This is a genomic window from Amycolatopsis sp. cmx-11-12 (assembly GCF_046269425.1).
Classification (GTDB): domain Bacteria; phylum Actinomycetota; class Actinomycetes; order Mycobacteriales; family Pseudonocardiaceae; genus Amycolatopsis.
Genome location: NZ_JADNQM010000001.1, coordinates 202,715 through 222,740 on the forward strand (window position 1 = coordinate 202,715; position 20,026 = coordinate 222,740).

Genomic DNA, 20,026 nt, shown 5'->3' on the forward strand with positions numbered 1-20,026 from the left:
TCGCACGTGCAGCTCCGTAATCAGTTCTCGATCATGTCGACGAAGTCGCGTTCATGGCGTTCGGCGAGCCGGTTGTACCAGAGCCCGATGCCGAACAGGAACGGAAACGGTGCCACGCCGAGGATCAACCAGGGCAACGGAATGCCGACGACGACCACCCGTCCGAATGACGGGATCAGGTAGAACAGCACCGGAAGTGAACACAGCGTGACCATCACCAGCAGCGCCAGCAGGGAGGCCGTCCGCAGCTGGATCTTCACCAGATCCCGGACGAGGAGCTTTCCCCAGCTGGTCTGCTCTTCGAGTTCGACCCTCGCCCGCAGGGTGCTCGTGGCCTGCCGCGGATCGGCGAGGATCACCCGCTGCCGCTTGGGTTTCGCGTGGTGTTCGGGCTTCGCCTGCTCGTGCTTCGGGCCGGACGGCGCACCCGGCACGGGCTCGACGACGGCACCTTCGGGCTGCGGCGGTTTCTTGTGCCTGCCCTTGCCCAGCGTCGGGTCCGGTTCGCGGACGCCGTTGACGCGGCGGTAGAAGTCGTCGGTCATGTCCCGCCGCTACGTCGACCGGTTGGTGCCGACGAGCCGGTCCTTGAGCGCGCGCGTGTGGCGGCGGCTCACCGGCAGCACCTTCTCCTCGTTGCCGATGACGACCTGGTAACCGCCCTGCCCCATCCGCAACTCGGTGACCAGCGGCAGCGAGACCAGGAACGACCGGTGGATCCGGACGAAACCCGCCTTCTCCCAGCGCTCTTCGAGTTGCGCGAGCGGGATGCGGACCAGGTGGCTGCCGTCGGTGGTGAACAGCCGGGCGTAGTCACCCTGCGCTTCGACCCACCGGACCGAAGACCGCGGGATCAGCTTCGTGGTGCCCGCGAGCTCGACGGGGATGACCTCGTCGTCGTTCTGGACGAGCCCCGTCCCCTCGGGACCGCCCCGCTGCGGCGCGGCGTTCGCGGCGAGTTTGTCGATCACGCGGACGATCGCGCGGTCGAGTCTGTCCTGCTGGTACGGCTTGAGCACGTAGTCGAGCGCGCCGAGGTCGAAGGCGTTGACGGCCTCTTCGGCGTGCCCGGTCACGAACACCAGCGCCGGTGACGGGCGCAACGCGGCGAACACGCGGGACATCTCCATGCCGGAAAGCCCTGGCATGTCGATGTCGGCGAACACCGCGTCCACGATCGGGAGGCCGCGCGCCTTGCGGTCGCCGAGCCTCGGGTCGTCGGTGGACAGCAGGCGCAGCGCCTCCGAAGCGTCGATCGCCGGGAAGACCAGGGCGACGTGCGGGCTGTTCCGGAGACAGTGAACGAGTTCGTCTAGCCCTTTGGGCTCATCGTCCACCGCAAGGACAATGAGCTTCCGGGTGTCATCGTGAGCACTCACAGTGAGTCGCATAATGCCCATTGCCGGGTTCCCTGTCCAGCCCGCTTCACGAAAGTCGAACGAAAAGGACGGCACCGGCACCCCCGCGCCTGGGGTGGCCGGTGCCGTCATCTTTTCCGGTGACACGAACCGCCTAGCCGTGCCACATCTCTTCCTTCACGGGGTGAAGGTGAACCAGTTGACGCTCACGAAATCGGCGGGCTGCCCGCTCGTGAAGGTCAAGTAGACGTCGTGTTTTCCGGTGATCCCGCTGATGTTCGCCGGCACGGTCCGCCAGTTCTGCCAGCCTCCGGTGTCACCGACGGCGAAGCTGCCGACGGGCGCGTTCGACCGGCTGTCGAGCCGCACCTCCACGAGGCCGCTCACGCCGCCCGCCGCGCCGGACGCCACCCGCGCCTGGAACTGCCTGCCGGTCTGCGTTCCGAAGTCGACGCCTCGATACAGCGCCCAGTCGCCGTTGCCCGCCGGGCCGATGTTCTGGCCGCCGCCGGGGTCGGACGTGGCCTGCTTGGCTATCCCGGCGGCCTGGCTGTAGGACTCCGCCTGGATCGTGCCGTACGCACTGCCACCGCCGGGAGAACCCGTGGTCGTCGTGGGTGTGGTGGGTGTCGTGCCGCCGCCGCGGGTCAGGACGGTGACGTAGTCGACGAGCATCGGATGCCCCGGCACGATCCCGGGCCCCGGCGTCGTGGTGCCGGAGTTGTTGTTCGGGAACGCGCCGCCGATCGCGACGTTCAGTAACACGAAGTAGCCGGCGTGGTTCGTCATGTTCGCCCAGGTGGTGGCATCGACCTGGTTCTGGCTGACCGAATGGAACTGCTGGCCGTCCACGAACCAGCGGAACACGTTGGGGCTGGCGCTCGTGTCCCATTCGAAGGTGTAGGTGTGGAACGCGCTCTGGCAGCTCGCGCCCGGGCAGGCCCTGCTGCCGACGAGGCCGGTGGTCTCGTTGCACGGGCCGCCGGGGTTGACGCCGCAGTGCAGGACGCCCCAGACCGAGTTGATCCCGTTGACGTTCTCCATGATGTCGAACTCGCCGACGGCGGGCCAGTTCCAGTAGTTGCCGCGATACGGCGAGCCGAGCGCCCAGAACGCAGGCCAGTAACCAAGTGCCGCGGCGCCGGTGACGTTCGGCATCTGGATCCGGCCCTCGATGCGCAGCGCGCCACCCGACGGCGGTTTGAAGTTCGTGCGCTGCGTTTCGATCCGCGCGGAGGTCCAGTTGCCCGCGCCGTCACGCAGCGGCGTGATCCGCAGGTTCCCGGAACCGTCTTGGGCGAGGTTGGCGGGGTTCGCGGTGTAGTTCTGGATCTCGCCGGTGCCCCAGTTGCCGGGGCCGCCGGGGTACGCGTGACCGGTGTCGATGATCCAGTTCGCGTTCGACGGGAGCGAACCCGCGGCGCCGGTGAAGTCGTCGGTGAACACGGTGGTCCAGCCGGACGGCGGGGGCGGGACGGCGGCCGCGGCCGGGAGCGTCAGCGGTATGGCGATCAACGCCGCGCCGACCGCCGCGCCGAGCGCGAGCTTCCAGCGACTCCGGTGGCTCGGACGGCTCGCTTGGGGAGAAGTAACGGACATCGGACCTCCTCGTCAACACTGTCGAGGGTTTGTTGCCGTTCACAACAAAGCGGTATGTCCGATATGACACCTGGTCTGAACCACTTACGCCTACCACCGTTCGGGTGAATCCGTCCGAGGCGGTCACGGCTCTTGGGCGTTATGAACGGACCTTTCATAACAAAATTTGTTATGAAAGGTCCGTTCATAACATCGGCGTCAGAGGCCGAAGCGGCTCCAGGCGGCCTTGTGCTGAACGGCGTCCAGCAGCGCGCTCGCCGCGGCCGGTGCGCCGATGCCGAGCCGTGCCAGCAGCGCCTTCTTCGGTTCGGCGACGGAGATCTCGGCGTCCGGGTACCGCTCGGTGATCACCTGGCGGAGGCTGCCGACGCCGTCGATGAGACCGAGTTCGACCGCGCGGGCGCCCAGCCAGACGTCCCCGTTGAACAGGTCGTCCGAACCGGAAAGGCGCTCGCCCCGACGCTCGGTGACCCAGTCGACGAACAGTTCGTGGAGCTGGCCGTGCATCTTCTTCAGCCACTCGACGTCTTCCGGCTTCTCCGGGCTGAACGGGTCGAGCCGGGACTTGTTCGCCCCCGCGGTGTGCAGCCGCCGCTCGATACCGAACCGCTCCAGCAGACCGGTGAACCCGAAGCCGCCGCTGATCACGCCGATGGAACCGACCATCGACGTCCGATGCGCGTAGATCTCGTCGGCCGCGCAGGCCAGCCAGTAACCACCGGACGCGGCGACGTCCTCGGCGAAGGCCAGCACGGGCACGTTCTTCTCGTCGGCGAGCTGGCGGATCCGTTCCGCGATCAGGCCCGACTGCGTCGGCGCCCCGCCCGGCGAGTTGATCTGCAACGCGACGGCCTTCAGCCGGTCGTGTGCGAACGCGCGCGTCAGCGCCGATTCGACGGCGGCGAGGTTGATCGACCCTCTCGCCAGGGGCGACGGGGTCGGTGTGATGACCCCGTGCAGCTTCACCACGGCGACGACGTCCTTGCGTTCACCCCGATCGCCGATCATCGGGAGACGGGAGGTCAACTTGTCCGCAACGCTCATACCGCCAGGTTACCGACGTTCAGGACGGCAGCACGCCGCTGCGCGAACCGGTCACCCCGCTGGCTTCGTTCGAGCCGCCCTGAGACGGGACCGCTGCGCTGTCGGCCGAGAAGTCCGGCAGGTTGGGCCGCACACCGGGCATGAACTTCGGCACCCGCAGGGTGACCTTCATACCGGCGCCGGGCGCGGTCTCGACCATGAGCGCGTAGTCGCGGCCGAACACCTGCTGCATCCGCTGGTTGATGTTGCCGAGGCCGACGTGCGCGCCGGTGCGGTGCTGGCTGCGGAGGTCCGCGAGTTTGGCGGGCTCCATGCCGATGCCGTCGTCCTCGACGCTGATCAGCGCCTCGGCGCCGTAGTCCTCGGCGATCACCGTGACGCAGCCGCCGGACGGCTTCGACGCGAGGCCGTGTTTGACGGCGTTCTCCACCAGCGGCTGGATGATCAGGAACGGCACGACCACCGAAAGCACCTCGGGCGCGATCTTCATCCGCACTTCGAGTCGCCCGCCGAACCGGGCGTTCTCGATGGTCAGGTACCGGTCGATGTTCCGCAGTTCCTCGGCGAGCGAGGTGAACATGCCCGACGTCCGGAACGAGTAGCGCGTGAAGTCGGCGAAGTCCTGAAGCAGCTCTCGCGCCTCTTCCGGGTCTGTCCGGATCAGCGACGAGATCGTGTTGAGCGCGTTGTAGACGAAGTGCGGCGAGATCTGCGCGCGCAGCGCCTTGATCTCGGCCTGCTGGAGCTGGTTCTTCGATTCGTCCAGGCGCGCCAGTTCGAACTGGGTGCAGACGAACTGCGCCACCGCGTCGGCCATCTGCACCAGCCGCCCGCGTGTGCGCCCGACGACCAGCAGCGCCGCCTCGGTCTCGCCCTCGACGATCAGCGGCACGATCACCGCGGTCCGCATCCGGCAGGTGCCGCGGTGGTTGCACGGCATCTTGTCGTGCGCGACGACCTCGCGGCGGTGCTTGCGGATCGCGTTGCCGATGGCGTCGACGAGATCGACGTAGTGGTCGTTGGCCTCGCCGTCCCAGGACAGCAGCGTGCCTTCGCTGTCGGTGATGCCGACGGCGACGCAGTCGAGCATCTCAAGCAGCTGACTGGTGATCTTGTCGGCGACCTGTTCGTCGAGCCCCTCGCGGAGGTCGGGCGTCGCCTTCGACATCCGGTGGACGGCTTGCAGCACCGCGTTCTCCACGATGCTCGCGGGACGCCGCAGCTTGATCAGCAGGACGACCACGAGAATCGCGAGGAGCAACGCGACACCCCAAGGGATGATCTGCGCGATCTCGAGCCCGGACACGGCGTCCATGCTCTGCGCTCGACCAACCGGGTGCAAGGTCTGCTCCCCACTTTCCGTTGAGTTGTGACAACTGAGGGTGGGGTCGACCCTACCCAAGACCGGGGGTTCTCCCCATGGTCACTCCCCGTGGCACCGGGAAGACTGTCCGCAGGCAATCGCTTCCGGGGGAGGAACACAATGCGCGGAATGGGGAAACTCGCGGCGGGTGCGCTGGCGGGGGTCCTGCTGGCGAGCGCGACGGCGGGGACGGCGGCCGCGGCGGGCGATCCGGTCCGCGCGGCGGTCGGGGACCTGGTCGCGAAAGGGGGTTTCCCGGGCGCGGTTGTCGAGGTCCGGAACGGTGAGGCGGTCTCGCGGTTCGGCGCCGGGTACGCGAACCCGGTCACCCGCGAACTCGCGGGACCGCACCACCGGTTCCGGATCGCCAGCAACACCAAGGCGTTCGTCGCCGCGGTGGTCCTGCAACTGGCGGGTGAAGGCGCGCTTTCGCTCGACGACACCATCGAGCGGCGACTCCCCGGCGTGGTCCGCGGACCGGGCTACCAGCCGGAAAAGATCACGCTGCGCATGCTGCTGAACCACACCGGCGGGGTGCACGATCCGCTGGATCCGCACTTCTTCGACCCGTACCTCGTGCGGGGCGACCGGGCGCACATCATCACGCCATCGGAGGTGATCCGGCGGTCGCTCGTCGATCCGCCCTCGTTCGCGCCGGGCACCGGGACCGAGTACTCGAACACGGGATTCCTGTTGCTGGGCAAGGTGATCGAGAAGGTCACCCGCCACGATGTCCGCGAGGAGATCCAGCGGCGGCTCCTCGGCCCGCTCGGTCTCGAGCGGACGTATTTCCCGGTCTGGTCGCCGTTCCTGCGCGGCCCGCATCTGCACGGGTACGACCTGAGCGAGCCCGCGAAGGACATGACCGTGTTCAGTCCGTCGTATGACTGGACCGCCGGCGCGATGGTGTCGACGGTCGGCGATCTCGCGACGTTCCATCGCGCGCTGCTGGCGGGACGGCTCCTGGAACCCGCGCAGCAAGCCGAACTCAAGCGGTTGGCGCCGTACAGCGAGTTCGGCGCGTACGGCGCCGGTGTCGAGACGCTCAACCTGCCGTGCCCGGGCGGTCCGAAGACGGTCTGGGGGAACACCGGGGCGGGGCCAGGGTTTTACAGCGTCTCGATGAGCACCGAGGACGGCTCGAAGCAGATCGTGCTGGCGTTGAACGTGTACGACCTGGCAAAGGACGTGGCACACGAGGCGCCGCTGCCAAGCAGTCCGCTCCCTGCCGTGGCCGTGGCCCTGTGCTGAGTCACTTCAACAGTCGCGACATCCGCCGGTCCGCCAGTGGTTTGCCGCCGGTCTGGCAGGTGGGGCAGTACTGGAACGACTTGTCCGCGAACGAGATCTCGCGGATCGTGTCGCCGCAGACCGGACACGGCAGCCCGGTCCGCGCGTGCACCCGCAGCCCGGACCACTTCTCCCCCTTGAGCCGGGCCGCGGACTGGCCGACCGAACGCGTCACGGCGCTGGTCAGCACTTCGCGGATGGCCTCCGAGAGCCCGTCCAGCGCTCCTTCGGACAGCTTTCCGGTTGTGGCGTAAGGAGAAAGCTTCGCCATGTGCATGATCTCGTCGGAGTAGGCGTTGCCGATCCCGGCGATCAGCGACTGATCGGTCAGCGCCGTCTTCAACCGCTCGGTGCGCCCGGCGAACAGTTTCTCGAGTCCAGCCCGGTCCAGCGACAGCGCGTCCGGCCCGAGCCGCGCGATGCTGGCGACGTCCTTCTCCGGATCGCGCACGATCCAGACCGCTAGCCCCTTCTTCGTGCCGGCTTCGGTGAGGTCGAAGCCCGGCCCGGCGGCGGCGTCGAGGTGGACGCGCAGCGAGATCGGCCCCTTGCCGGGTTTGAGCGGCGTCGGCGACAAGGCGTCGGACCAGCGCAGCCAGCCCGCCCTTGCCAGGTGGACGACCAGATGGAGATCGCCGGCGACGAGGTCGAGATGCTTGCCGAAGCGACCGGCCCCGGTGACCTCGCGGCCGTGCAGTTCGGTCCACGGCGGTGTCGCCGTCTTCAGGACGCTGAGGGACGACACGTCGACGCGGAAGACCGTCTTGCCCACCGCGTGTTCACGCAGGTGGTGAGCGAGCGCTTCGACCTCGGGTAACTCGGGCATGGCCCCAGTCTCGCGCGTTCAGGCCGCTTCGACTACTCCACCGGGTGCAGCGGGCCGTCGAAATCCGGCAGCGAGTGCTTCTGGATGGTCTTGGTGATCTTCGAGACCTCGCCGCGCACGGTGAACATGCCGCGAATGGTGCCCACCCAGCGCTCGGACGGCCGGTCGCCCGCCAGATCGCCCTCGGTCTCGGCGACCACGGTCCACGGGCGGCGCAGGATCCACCGCAGCGGGAAGAACAACGCGATCAGCAAGAGCGCCAGCGGAACCCAGGACGGGATCATCACGTCCGCCGGGGTCCACGTGATGAGCACGATCGCGAGCAGCGCCGTCACGACGATCATCGCGATACCCGGACCGTAGCTGCCCGCCACATCGTGCTCGAAGTCGTCCGCAGTCGCGGGAGCACGCCATTCCATCTGGGCTCGGACCACCCAGTCACGGCCGTCCTCGCCGTGCACCAGCCGGTTCATTCAGTCGCCTCCCGCGCGGCCGCTCGCTCGTGGTGAGCGAGCTCCACCGTACCGTGATCACGGCTGGATTCGCGAGAGTTCGAAGGCGATATGTCCCTCTCGAGCGTTACGGGCACGTGGGGTAGTCGACGCCCGGTTCCGGATAGTGGGAAGTGGGCTTCACTGGGCTCGGCTCGTCCTCCGAAGGCTCGCCGGACGGCGTCTCGGTCGTGCTCTCAGGAGTGCCTGTCACCGGCGAAGTGGACCCTTCCGGGTCAGTGGTCGACTCCGGCTTGTTGTTCGGATCCGTCGACTCCCGCGGCGTGGTCGTCGTGGGACTCAGCGACCCCTCGGACGGCGGGATGTCGTCCCGCTTCGAGGTGGTCTGGTTCGAGCCGGTCTCCGGGACCTCGTTGCGCGGCGACGTCTCCTCCTGCGAGGGGACCAGGCCAGGCTGGGGCTGGGGCTGTTGTGGTTCCGGCTGATGGATGTCGTCGCCGACGAGTTCCTTCCGCGACTTGCCGGCATTGCCGGCACCGGGAAGGCTCGGCACGTCGGCCGCGCCGAGTTCCGCCGCCGGGCCCCGCCCGGTCTCGATCGGCTGGGAGCCCTTGCCGTGCAGCTGGTCCTCGGCGATCCGCTGCGGCGGGATCTCCACCGGCCCGCCCTGGCCCGGCGGGGCGACCTGCGCCGGCAACAACGCCAGCTCCGGCAGCCCGCCACCGGACAACCCGATGGTGTGGGTGACGTCGGTGCCGAACACGGCCGGACCGGCGACGATCCCGACCGCGCCCGCGGCGGCCGTCGAGGCCACCGCCAGCCCGACCTTGACCTTCGACCCGAGCAAGATCCCCTTGACCGACGCGGCCAGCCCGGACAACGCCCCGGAAGACCCGCTCGCGTAGATCCCGGCGGCACCCGGCACCAGCAGGGCCACCACACCGGCGTGCGCCCGCAGCGAAGAACAGACGTCACGCAACTCGTCGTGCGTGGCACGGCAGGACTGGCACCCGATCAGATGAGCCTTGATCCGGCGAGCCTCGGCACCGGTGACACTGCCCGCGGTGAACCCGCCGAGCTTCTCCACCACCGCACGACACGAATCCGGCCCGCGGTTCACCGACAGATGCGCCTGGAGATACGCCGCCCGCAACCCCTGCCGCGCCCGACGCGCCAACGCCGCCGTCGCGTTCGCGCTCAACCCGAAATGCGGCGCGACCATCGAGGGCTGCTCACCCTCGACCTCCGTCTGCCACAACACCGAACGCCAGCGCTCCGGCAAACTCGTGAAAGCGGTCGTGATCAGCGAATGCTCGGCCGTACGGGCATGCGTGTCCGCCCCCGCCCCGGCCCGGAAAGTCAGCTCGTCGTCGCTCACCGGCACGTCACGACGCGCGCCATGCCACTCCCACGACACCCGGCGAGCCACCGTCAGCAGATACGCCCGGACATAGTCCCGCGGACCCGCGCCCCGGCGCAGCGCCTGAAGCACCCGGAAGAAAGTCTCGGCCGTGATGTCCTCCGCCTCCGACCGATCGGAGGCCAGACTGCGCGCGAGCCGCCGCACCGCGGCGGCGTGAAGCTCGAAAAGCTCCCCGAAAGCGGCGTCCTCCCCCTCGCGGAGCCGTTGGAGCAATGCCTGCTCGTCGGATTCCGAGACCGCCTGAAGCGGCACTGTGCCCTGCTCGGTCATCCGGCCAGGCACCTCCTCCCCGAAGGACTCACCATTCGGTCGAATGGGGACACCATACGGAGGTATGCAGCCGTCGTCACCCCTTGTACGCCAGGCGTGACACCGGAGCACGTGCCGGGGTGGGTCAAAACGGCTACTGACGGTCGGTGTATGGTTGTCCCACTGCTTCAAACGAGTGTCGAAGCAGCGAGTTACATGCGGATGTAGCGCAGCTGGTAGCGCATCACCTTGCCAAGGTGAGGGTCGCGGGTTCGAATCCCGTCATCCGCTCGCAAGTGGGCGAGGTATGTCCAGGGAACGCCTGGACCATGGCTTGCTCGCCATAATCCCCGGGGGGCCGAGCCCCCCGGACCCCCACGGTTCGTTCACCTCACCTTTTCGGGTGGGCATGGGGCACGTTGATCTTCTTGTTCCTCGGTTTCTCCGTTGTTCTTCTTGGTTACTAAGTGCTACAGGTTCGGTGAGCGGAGTCACACGACCGTAGTAATTCGGATTTGTGCATATGTCGGCCTGCTGGCGGCGGTCGTCACCTGGGCGTTCGGTACTTTGTGGGCCGGATCTTCGAGGTGGGGAAACACGGATGAGCGAGAGCGTGCGCGACGGCGGTCCCGTCGCGACCATGGAAGCCGAGCGGGAGACGCCTGAGTCCGGCAAACCCGCGAAGCGAGGCCTGCTCGACAGGCTCCCCTACTGGGCCCTTTGGGCGCTGACCGCGGTACCCATCGTGTTGTCCATCGCCGAGGTCGTCCGCGCGCCCAAGATCAACCACGCGGACTACTGGGTCGTCCTCGGCCTGATCGCCGACAAGAACGGCGACCTCGACGTCGCTCAGCTGTTCCACCTCTACCACGAACACCCGATCGTGCTGGTCGGCATCGTCTTCTGGCTCGACGCGAAACTGTTCGCCGGGACCCAGCCACCGCTCGGTTTCCTCAGCGTCGTCCTCGCGGCCGGCATGTTCGCCGCACTGTGGAGCATGCTGCCCCGCACCCTCACCGGCCTGCGCCGTGCCGGCGTCGTCGCCGGACTCTCCGGCCTGGTGTTCTCCGCGGGCACGGTCGAGTACTTCGGTGACGGCATGATGGGCGTCCAGTGGCTCCTCGGACTCGCACCCGCCGTCATCGCGATCGCCTTCGCGCACCACGGCAAGCTGATCCCCGCCTTCCTCTTCGCCTTCATGGGCAGCCTCGGGCACGGTGTGGCGTTCCCGGTCTGGATCGTCCTGGCGCTCGTCCTCTGGCTCCGCGGCGAGAGCCGGATCAGGACCGCGCTGCCGCTCGGCCTCGGCCTCGTCGTCTTCATCCTCTGGCGCCTCGCGCCGTGGCCACCGAGCTACCAGAAGCCGAACGTCGTCGGCGCCGACACCTACCTCGGCGCGATGACCAGCACCATCGGCCAGTCCTGGTCCACCAAGTCCCCTGATCTAGCGTTCCTGGCGGGCGCGCTGACCGTCGGCCTCTTCGGCGTCCTGATCGCGGCAGCCGTGAAGCAGCGGCTCACGGCCAAGACCGAGAACTTCACCGGAACCCTCGACGGCCAGGCGCCGGTCGCCGCCGTCGCGGGCTGGTTCGGGCTCGCCGCCCAGGTGACGCTGAACGGCGCGATGATCGGCGTCAGCCGAGGCGGCTACAACGCCACCGAAGGCATGTCGCCCCGCTACGTCGGGATCGGGCTCCTGGGCGTCTGCGCGGTACTCGTACTGCTGGTGACTCGCGGCCCGCGGGCACTGCGACTGAAGGCGATCCCGCTGGCGCTGGTCATGACGCTGTGCGTCTACGCGATCGGGAACACCGCCGCGGGCGCGACCCGGTACCGCTACGCGTACCAGCCCGTCCTCGGAGTGGCGATGCAGGTCAACGCCGGCAACGTGATGGGCAAGATGTTCGCCTACCCCGACTTCCTCGAGCAGGAACGGGCGATGGGCATCTACCCGTTCGTCCCAGACTTCACTTTGGGCTGCGGCGCGGGCGGACCGGAACTAGAAACGAACGTCGACCTCGCCAAGGCCGTCGAACTCAAGGGCCCCGGCTACGGCACCAAGGACACCGCGGGCGCGGTCGACACCGCGCCGGTGACCGGCGACAAGCAGATCAACGGCTGGGCGCTCATCGGCGGACAGCAGGCCCAATGCATCCTCATCACGGACGGCTCGGGCAAGGTCGTCGGCGGCGGCACGGTCGGTCTCCCCCGCGACGACATCTCGCAGTTCATGAACGGCACCGGCCGCTCCGGCTGGCAGGCCGTCGCGGCGCCGGAGGTCAAGGACCCGGTCGTCCTCGCCTATCGCGACGGCGTCTACCACCGCATCACCACGATCAAGGACGCCGGAAAGGGCTAGAGGGCGGGCGCTTTGAAGGGGTCGTGCTCGGCGAGGAGCTTGTCGACCCGTGCCTGGTCGACTCTACTGACAACGGTGTTCTCGTCCTGCCTGTCACGGATGCACTTGGCGAGGGTGAACGCCGAGGTCGTCAGGAAGAGCATGCCGAGGGCGAGGAAGCCGCGGACCCAGCCGTCGACCGGCAGGTACCAGATGCCGATGACGACCGCGATCAGCGCGAGACCGAACGAGAGCGCAGCCTGGACGAAGAACGCGACGGTGGTGGGAGGCGCTGCGGAGGTTTTCGTCATGCGTACCAAGGTGCGCCGACGGCCGCCCGATGTCTTGAGTATGCCTACTCAAGAAGGTGTCGCGATCAGATCTCGTGGCCGTCCATCATGGTCGGCGCAACCAGGACAGGTCGTCGTCGCGCTCGGCGGCCGCGGAGATCTTCGAAGCATGTGCTACCGGCGAGAGGGGGTTCCGCGATAGATCACCTATCGAGGGTGCACTCAGGCCTGATTTATCTGCTGGGCGAGATCACCTGGTCTGCCCTAGCGGCTGGACCATTTCTTGCTTGTTGCCTGCGCATGGTGCAGTCATCCGATACCTGACCAGCCACGTCGAGAGGACAGCCTGATCACTACGAAGCTCGGGGCAGCGTGTTCGTGACCAGTTCGCGCCCTACCACTCGGCTCACCTGCGAGCTAATCGCCAGCATCGGCCGACCATAAGACCGGCTGGCGCTCCAAAAGGTAACTCGATGCCCCCTCCTCCCACGGAAAAAGTCCATCCTTATCCGGCCAATACAGCACCAACACCGAGAATTCGTCTGTCTTGTAAAAATTCACCGCCTGCTGCACATACTCCGAATAGAGATCCTTATTCAGCAGACGGAAACAAGCCTCGACGCCTTCAAGTGCCAAATCCGTCCGAATCATATCTCCAAATACAGAACCGGATCTTATCAATTCAACCAAGTTGTCGATAACCGCAAACTCTGTTTCGATGTCAAGTCCGATAACCAAGACCTCTGGGTGCCCGAGAACATGCTCAAGCCCCACGGTATAGCCGAAGTCCGGTTCGTCGGCGTCCTCCGAAAACACGCCAACCTTGTGGTAGTCGTACTCCCTGACGTCAGATATGACGCGCACAGCTTGTGGAATTCCGGACACAGAGTTCTTTCGATCAATACCGCAAAGATCACACGACTCATCATGCTTCACGTATGTCACCACTTGTTCGACTTTGCCCGGTTGCACACTCGACACAGCAACTGCCCGTTTGACGGATCACCGGACCCATTATGCGACTTGGGTACCACATGATCAACTTGACCCTCGTTTGTCGGTGGCGTGATCCCTCGTTGATGCCTTTTGGGCTTGACGACCTCAGCTCCACAGGACTCACATATGTACACGCCGTTGTGGGAACCAGCATTCTCCCCCCATACTTCACGCTTCCCCGCTGGGGTAAAATTCTTACCCGGACGCGAGCCTGGCTCACAGCGTGACGCGTTATGCCCAAGAAGCGCTACGGACCCGAGATCCACATAGTAGGTGTGGTCGACATCGACGGTGAGGTTGTGGACGCGGGCGGGCGCGTCCCAGGTCCGAACCGCGGTGACCTGTACCCAGGTACCGGTGCTGGTCTGCAACCAGCTTCCGACCGTCAGCGCGCTGGCGGGGACCCATTCCCGCAGGTCGGGTGCCCAGAACGGGTGACCATCGGTGGCCACGATCGGTGCCCCGTCGACGATACTGATCTCGACCAGGCGTTTCTGACCTTGGCCGATGATCGTGGCCACAACTTTCCGAGCCGTGGTCTTGCCGGTCTCCAGATCGGTGGCCTGCACCTGATCGTCAAGTGTCACCTGCTCGATCGGCTTCGTCGTGCCATCCGCCATGAGGACCCGCGTACCGGGGACGAAGCTGTTGCAGCTCGAGCTGCTCGCCGCGTCGGCACCGCCCATGGCCGCGGCCGCAGCGCCGACGACGCCCTCACCTTCGCTGACGGCCACCACAACTTGGACCGCGTTCGCCGCCATCTCGGCGTCGGCGAGGATCCGTTCCGTGTCGGCGATGACCTTCTGGGCCTTCTCCACTTCGCGGCCGAAGGTCGCTAGAGCCCGCGCGCCCTTCCAGAAGCTGGCGACGATCTCGCCGACCTTCAGGATCTTGCCCCAGGGGATGAAGTTGAGGAGGGTGCTGATGCACGAGCCGACCGAGCCCTCGATACAGCCCATGATGTCGTCCCAGCCGATGAGACTCTTGATCAACTCACCGGCCGCGTCTACGAAGACGTCCCATTTGGACTTCTTCACGACGGCTTGCGCTTCCTTGTAGGACTTCTCGTTGTAGCCCCGCTTGGCCTTCTCCCGCTGTTCGGCCGCGTAGCGCTGTCCCTGCGGCGAAGACGGCGAACTCGCCATGACAGTGCAGCTCTTGCTGCCGCCGCAAGAGGCGGCTTGTTCGGTGCCTTCGCGGCAGAACAGGCCGTCCTCGCCCATGTGGAAACAGGCCGACATGCCGGACGGGTCCGTCATGGTCACCGGCGAGTTGTTCGCATAGGCGTACGGGTTCCACAGCTGCGGGACCGCGGGATCCAGCACCGGGTCGGTCTTGGTGAACCGGCCGAGCGCCGGGTCGTACTCGCGTGCGCCGAGATGGGTCAGACCGGTCGCGTCTTGATAGCCACCGACGAAACCGTGCTTGTCCGGCCAAGTGGACGGCGCGGGACCGCGTGGGTTGCCGAACGGGTCCATGTAGCGCTGGGTGGGGGCGAGTGTTCCCGCGGAGATTGCCAGGCCGTTCGTGCCGTGGAGGTCACCGAGCATCCACTTGAGACTGGACCCACCGACACGCACAGCGACCTGAACCCCGCCGTGCTGGTAGAAGCGGGTCGCGGTCACCCCGGTCGTGCCGGTGGTGATGACCAGTTCGAGGTCGCCGATCGCCAGCGTGGCGCCGGTCGGAGCGCGGGTGACGAGCCGATTGCCTTCGGCGTCGTAGATGTACTTGCTCTCCCCCGTCGGCGTCGCGACCCCGGCGGTTCTTCCTTCGTGGTCGTAACTGAACGTCTGGGTATCGCCGCCGACGTTCCGCGTCAGCATCGAGCCGGCGTCGTCGTAGGTGTAGCCGCTCGTCGACGTGCCGTTCGGGCCGCTCGTGTCCACCTTCTGCAGGGCATGTGGCTTGACGGCGGTCGGCCCTGCCGCCGGATAGGTGGAAGTACTCGTGACGTCGCCGGTCGACTTGTGGTCGACCTCCTTCGTCCGGTTGCCGGTCTTGTCGAAGGAATACGACTTCCAGTACGGCGCGGCACCACCGAGCGCCGACGCCGACTTGGCCGTCGCGCATTCACCCGAAGAGGGAGTCCACGCCTCGGTCATGCGCCGTTGGTAGTCGTACTCGAAACACTGGGTGTCGGACGGCGCACCTGACGGGGTGTCCGAGATCTTCGTGACGTTGCCAGCCGGGTCGTAGCCGTAGGTCCGGTTGGTCAGCTGCGATCCGATCTGCGTCACCCGGTTGACCGTGGTCGTCTGCGGGCGCCGGGTGATCTCGTCGTAGGTCTGGGTCACGCCGACGTTCGCGGTGGACTTCTCACCGTCGAACTGCATACGGGACATCTCGTTGAAAGAGGTGTAATCGGTCTTCGACACCAGGTTCGTGGTCGTGCCCGAAGAGTCGATCGCATACGTCGTCGACGGCAGCCCGAGCTCGTTGTACGTGTGCCGTACGTGTTCGAGCGGCAGGTTGCCCGCCTTCGGGCTCACCGTGGACGCGACAGCGCCCGTCGCTGTGTAGGCGGTACTGAACTCATACGTCCCGGCTAAACCCTTTTCGGCGGCTGGGACGTCGACAGCCTTCTTGGTCGGCCTGCCGTACTTGTCATAGGCCGCGACGCGAGTGACGTACGCGTCCGTGCCCACCCACCGGGTCGACGAGGCGGGCAGGCCAATCCCGTTGGTGATCGAGTCGTAGGTCCAGCTCGCCAGTTTGGTGCCGGTGGGCGAATCCGCGGTGGTCTGGGTCTTCCGTCCCAGCTTGTCGTAGCTGTAGAAGGTGGCCTTGCCACGCGAATCGGTGGTCGACGTCAGCTGTCCGCCGTCATCGTAGGTGTAGGTCGATCTCCCCGCGTCCGGATCGGACTGCCAGACCTTGCGGCCGCGCAAGTCGTAACCGGTCGACCAGATGTTGCCCGCCGCGTCGGCCATCGACGTCATGGCGCCCGCGGCGTTGTACGTGTAGTTCGTGACGTCGGCCGGATTGGCCGCTCCCGGCGTGTACCCGTCGGTGTAGAGGAGCCGCTGGACGGTCTGCCCGTGTACGTCGGTCACCACGGTCTGCGGCGACGCGCCCCGCGGCGGAATGGTCGTGACCCGATCGCCGCCATAGAGGGTCGACGTCTGCCACTGCTTGACACCCTTGGACATCAGGATCGACGCCGTCGCACGGGCACGGCTGTCGTATTCCGTCACGGTCTGGTTCAGCACCGTGTTGTCCGCGACGGTCACCAGGTTCGCGACGGGCCCGGAAGCGTTGTTGAAGTACCCGTTGTTCGACTTGAACGGGAGTCCGCGTGAGTCGTAGACGGTGTCGCTGATGATCCGTCCGCCGCCGGACGCCGCGGACTGCGCCTGCCTCGTCCGCCCGAGACCGTCGTAGATCGCGTACGACGTCGTGTATTCGCCGTTGTCCTGCAAGGCTTTCGTCGCCACCGTGGTGGGAACGGCGGTCGGCGACGTCGCCGCGTCGGTGTAGGCGAAGGTCGCTGTCGCCTTGTCACCATCGAGCTTGCTGCGCCCCGGATTCCAGACCGCGGTCTTGCGTCCCAGAGCGTCGTAGGTGATGTCCGTGCGGACCTTGTTCACGTCGACCGAGAACAGCGGGTTCCCCCGCGCGGGCTCCTTGGTGGTCGTCGACACCCAGCCGAGAGGGTTCGTCACGGCGACCTCGGCGACCTGTCCTCCGGCGCTGTGCACATACGCGGTCTTCGTCACCGCACCCGCCACGTCGGTCGACAACGTCTCACGACCGTAGGCGTCGTACTCGTTCGTCGCGGTCGTCACGAACTTCTTCCCCGCGGCGTCCCAAGCGCTCAGCGTGTCCGTGCGCGTGATGTCGCCCGCCGACGGCGCGACACCGAAGGCCTGCTTGTCATAAGAGACCTTGACGTTGGTGATGACCGTGGACGCCGTCGCCGTACCCGAACAAACCCCGGCGAACATCACGACTTCGCTCGACTTGTCGAACATCCCCGTAGCGGCGTTCGGGACATAAGTCGTCTTGGTGCACGTGTCGTCCGCGGCGACGCCGGTGTCGCCGCGATCTTCCTGCTCGATGACGAGACCGTTGTCGTTGAACTTCTTGTTCACCTGGTTACGGCGATAGGTCTTGCCGTCGGACAGCAGGGTGCGGCCTCGCACGGCTGCGGTGTCCACCGAATGCGCCTTGAGCAGGCCGTCCGCGCTCGTCGCCGTCGGACCGCGTACCCAGGGGTCGTTGATGGCGGCGTTGTCCACCGTCGTCGTGCCGGGAAGGTAGGTCCTGGACTCCCGGAGGAACCCTTGCAAGGGATCCTGATCGACGATCGTTCCCTTTTCGGAGTCCTCGACCGAGACCGTGCGTTTACCGCCGTTCGGCAGCTGGTCGCCGTCCATCCCGCGCAGATACAACGACTCCGTCACCGTCTGGGTGGCGGACGGCTGGCCGATGGACGTCCGCACCACGCCGTAGCCACGCCATTGGCTCCAGGTCTTCCGCTCCTTGGGCGTGAACTGACCTTCGTCGTAGTGCCAGGCGGCGTCGCCGAGGTAGTCGTAATGCGTTTTGACCGCGACCCCGCCTGCCGTCAGGTCCTCTTCGGAAATGTCCGTGACGACGTACTTGTGGAACCAGTCGAGGACCGGGTCCTTCGCCGCCGGCGGACTCCAGAACGACGCGTAGCACCGCATCGTGTCGGTCTCGGGTGACGCGGGCATCCGTGTCCCCGCGACGCAATCAGGGCCGGAGTAGGCGACACCGATCCGCCCGCCGGTCTCGGTCCTGATCTCGTTGACCCGGTAGCGGGTGATCGGGGAGTACTTGTCGTCGACCGTGTCGACCCGGTTCGCGAACATGAATCCGCCGAACGTGGTCGCGGGGAGGGTGATGCTTCCACCGCCGCCCTTCCCGGTGTGGGTGACCGAGGAGAGCCACAGCGCGGACGGGGAGGCGTCTCCCGTGCCGGGGAACGTATGTGCCAGGTTCCAGACGTCGACATCGGTCTGCGAGCCCGCGTTGTTGTACTGCGTCCGGACCGTGGTCAGCCGTTTGCGGGTGAAGAACGCCGGTGACCCGTAGTCGCAGGGTTTGTCCTTCGCGCAGATCTGTTCGAACGGGACGTCCGGCCAAGAGCCGGCGGTCGTCGAGTTCAGCTGCGCGGGAGCACAGGTGACCGCTCCCGACGGGAGGCAGCGCTCCGCGGTTTCGAAGACGACCTGGTTCGTGGGCGCGGAACCGTAGACGCTGCCGTCCTTCAGGCGCAGGCCGTACTCGATCCGCAGGGGGTATCCGCCCGCGGTGTACTCGGTTCCGTTCGTCGTGACGTTCTGGTTGAGCCCGTAGTAGTTGATCTCCGTCTGGTAGTAGTACGTGCTGGCGTTCCCGTGCGGGTCCACCACGTAGTCCAGGTTCCAGCGCCACGGCTGACGGCAGGACGAGCCGGCGAAGTTGTTCGGCTTGTAGCAGGCTTCGCCGTCGTTGTTGCCGAACACCGGGACCGTCCAGGTGGATTGGGTCTCGGCTTTCCCGGACGACCATCCGGGCGGGCGGTTGAGTCCCAGGAAGTACTGGGTCCCGTCACCGGTGGTGACCTTCCAGTGCTGCCCGTCCTGTGCGTTGTTCGCGGCGCCGTTGAGCAGCTCGATCTTGGAGCCGTCGTCGTTCTTCGGCCGCCATTGATTCGTCCCGGCGAGTTTGATCAGCTCCGTCGACTTCCCGCCGAGGACGAGGGTCGCGTTGTCGATCCCCCAGCACTGGTCGCCGGTCTTGGTCTGTCCGTTGTTGCCGCCGAGGTCCTCGCTGCACGGCAGGTAGTTGCGGACCACGTAACCGCCTGGCGTGAAGTCCCATCCGTCGCCGACCCAGGACGCCTGGTTGTTGGTCGCGGAGGTCAGCCCGTCGACGCCGCTGGACGAGTACGAAAGCGCGAGGCTCGGTGCCGCGCCACTGGGCGCGGACGGGACCGCGAACGGATAGTTGTAGGAGAAGCTTCCGGAAGACCCGCCGCTGGACCACGACCCGGCCGCGGACAATGGCTGGGCGGACACGTTTCCGGCGGAGCCGCTCGCGGCCGCTGTCACCGCGAAGACCCGGGGCGCGGCACCGCCGAGCGCGACGTCGGCCGAGACCTGCCGTGTCTTGCCGTTGTTCACCGTCCCGGCAACCGGGGTCTTCGTCCGGCACTCGGCCTTCGCCGGTGTCACCAGCGCGCAGCCCGGCAGTTCCACCAGGTGCAACCGATCGGCCCAGCCGCCGCCATAGGCGCTCCCGAACGCCCGGTAGTCCACCGCGACGTTCACCGGCTCGGTGCCAACGCCCGTGTCGGTCACGGAGAGCACCACGCCGTGGAGTCCGAGTGCCTCACTGGCCTTCTGGTCCGCGACGCGGACGCGAACCTTCGGTGCCTTTTTGGTGGCGGCGGTGTCCTTCGCCCGTGCCCAGCCGACCTTCACCGGAGTGCCGTTCGCGGCGTTCTGGACGCCGAGCCCCTGCGGCTGACGGCCGGCGAGCACTTCGACCTCGGATTCCGCCGCTCCCGGCCAAACCGGCGGAGTCACCTTCGCGTCAGGCACCACCGGAGGTGGCGATGGCGGGGCGACGAGCGGCGTGACCGGGACGCTCTGGTCCTTCTGGCCTGGGCCAAGCGACCAGCCCGGTGTGCTCCCCTTGCTTTCGAGCGCGATCGCCGCGCCACCGGACGCGAGCATGATCGCGGTCACGGCCAGCGCGGTGACCCGGGAAAACCGGCCGATGCGGGTCCAGCGGGTGTCTTTACGCATGACGAAGCCTGCCCAAGGTTCAAATGGAGCGTCTGCC

At 66.8% G+C, this 20,026-nt stretch carries 13 protein-coding genes and 1 tRNA gene; 3 read left to right on the forward strand and 11 right to left on the reverse strand.

All coding sequences use genetic code 11. The features are described 5' to 3' along the window. Positions 1–20: 20 nt before the first annotated feature. The 5 genes from ACLARN_RS01020 to ACLARN_RS01040 all read right to left on the reverse strand — a co-directional run bounded on the left by ACLARN_RS01020 (position 21) and on the right by ACLARN_RS01040 (position 5,316). Positions 21–545, reverse strand: coding sequence for a hypothetical protein (locus ACLARN_RS01020; protein WP_409489390.1), 525 nt, complete (start codon positions 543–545; stop codon positions 21–23). Between the two features lie 9 nt (positions 546–554). Beyond that, entirely contained in the window at positions 555–1,391 is an 837-nt protein-coding gene (locus ACLARN_RS01025) for a LytR/AlgR family response regulator transcription factor (RefSeq protein WP_409489632.1), read from the reverse strand. Between the two features lie 144 nt (positions 1,392–1,535). After that, entirely contained in the window at positions 1,536–2,957 is a 1,422-nt protein-coding gene (locus ACLARN_RS01030) for a carbohydrate-binding protein (protein ID WP_409489391.1), read from the reverse strand. A gap of 198 nt (positions 2,958–3,155) precedes the next feature. Beyond that, on the reverse strand, positions 3,156–4,001 hold the full coding sequence (locus ACLARN_RS01035) for a S49 family peptidase (protein WP_409489392.1): 846 nt from the start codon (positions 3,999–4,001) through the stop codon (positions 3,156–3,158). 19 nt (positions 4,002–4,020) lie between these two features. Next, positions 4,021–5,316, reverse strand: coding sequence for a histidine kinase (locus tag ACLARN_RS01040; RefSeq protein ID WP_409489393.1), 1,296 nt, complete (start codon positions 5,314–5,316; stop codon positions 4,021–4,023). 177 nt (positions 5,317–5,493) lie between these two features. On the opposite strand from ACLARN_RS01040, the gene ACLARN_RS01045 reads away from it, so the two are divergent. After that, entirely contained in the window at positions 5,494–6,615 is a 1,122-nt protein-coding gene (locus tag ACLARN_RS01045) for a serine hydrolase domain-containing protein (RefSeq protein WP_409489394.1), read from the forward strand. A 1-nt stretch (position 6,616) separates the two neighbouring features. Here ACLARN_RS01045 and ACLARN_RS01050 read toward each other — a convergent pair whose 3' ends face one another. The 3 genes from ACLARN_RS01050 to ACLARN_RS01060 all read right to left on the reverse strand — a co-directional run bounded on the left by ACLARN_RS01050 (position 6,617) and on the right by ACLARN_RS01060 (position 9,625). Further along, complete coding sequence (locus ACLARN_RS01050) at positions 6,617–7,480, reverse strand: Fpg/Nei family DNA glycosylase (protein ID WP_409489395.1); 864 nt, start codon at positions 7,478–7,480, stop codon at positions 6,617–6,619. Positions 7,481–7,512: 32 nt separating this feature from the next. Further along, positions 7,513–7,953 (reverse strand): DUF983 domain-containing protein, encoded by a 441-nt coding sequence (locus tag ACLARN_RS01055; RefSeq protein WP_409489396.1) that lies wholly within the window; start codon positions 7,951–7,953, stop codon positions 7,513–7,515. Positions 7,954–8,059: 106 nt separating this feature from the next. Then, positions 8,060–9,625: a sigma-70 family RNA polymerase sigma factor gene (locus ACLARN_RS01060; protein WP_409489397.1), complete on the reverse strand. Its 1,566-nt coding sequence runs from the start codon at positions 9,623–9,625 to the stop codon at positions 8,060–8,062. A gap of 197 nt (positions 9,626–9,822) precedes the next feature. Between ACLARN_RS01060 and ACLARN_RS01065 the strand changes: the two genes are divergently transcribed. Together ACLARN_RS01065 and ACLARN_RS01070 are read left to right on the forward strand one after the other, a co-directional pair. Further along, positions 9,823–9,895, forward strand: a tRNA-Gly gene (locus ACLARN_RS01065). A gap of 310 nt (positions 9,896–10,205) precedes the next feature. Continuing rightward, on the forward strand, positions 10,206–11,963 hold the full coding sequence (locus tag ACLARN_RS01070; RefSeq protein ID WP_409489398.1) for a hypothetical protein: 1,758 nt from the start codon (positions 10,206–10,208) through the stop codon (positions 11,961–11,963). Here the strand turns inward: ACLARN_RS01070 and ACLARN_RS01075 are convergent. The 3 genes from ACLARN_RS01075 to ACLARN_RS01085 all read right to left on the reverse strand — a co-directional run bounded on the left by ACLARN_RS01075 (position 11,960) and on the right by ACLARN_RS01085 (position 19,989). Continuing rightward, entirely contained in the window at positions 11,960–12,253 is a 294-nt protein-coding gene (locus ACLARN_RS01075) for a YiaA/YiaB family inner membrane protein (protein WP_409489399.1), read from the reverse strand. The two genes, ACLARN_RS01070 and ACLARN_RS01075, sit on opposite strands and share 4 nt — an antisense overlap. A gap of 396 nt (positions 12,254–12,649) precedes the next feature. After that, on the reverse strand, positions 12,650–13,168 hold the full coding sequence (locus ACLARN_RS01080) for a DUF4262 domain-containing protein (protein WP_409489400.1): 519 nt from the start codon (positions 13,166–13,168) through the stop codon (positions 12,650–12,652). Positions 13,169–13,173: 5 nt separating this feature from the next. Beyond that, positions 13,174–19,989 carry an RHS repeat-associated core domain-containing protein gene (locus ACLARN_RS01085; RefSeq protein ID WP_409489401.1) on the reverse strand — a complete coding sequence of 2,272 codons (6,816 nt, stop codon included), beginning with the start codon at positions 19,987–19,989 and terminating at the stop codon, positions 13,174–13,176. Between the last annotated feature and the right edge of the window lie 37 nt (positions 19,990–20,026).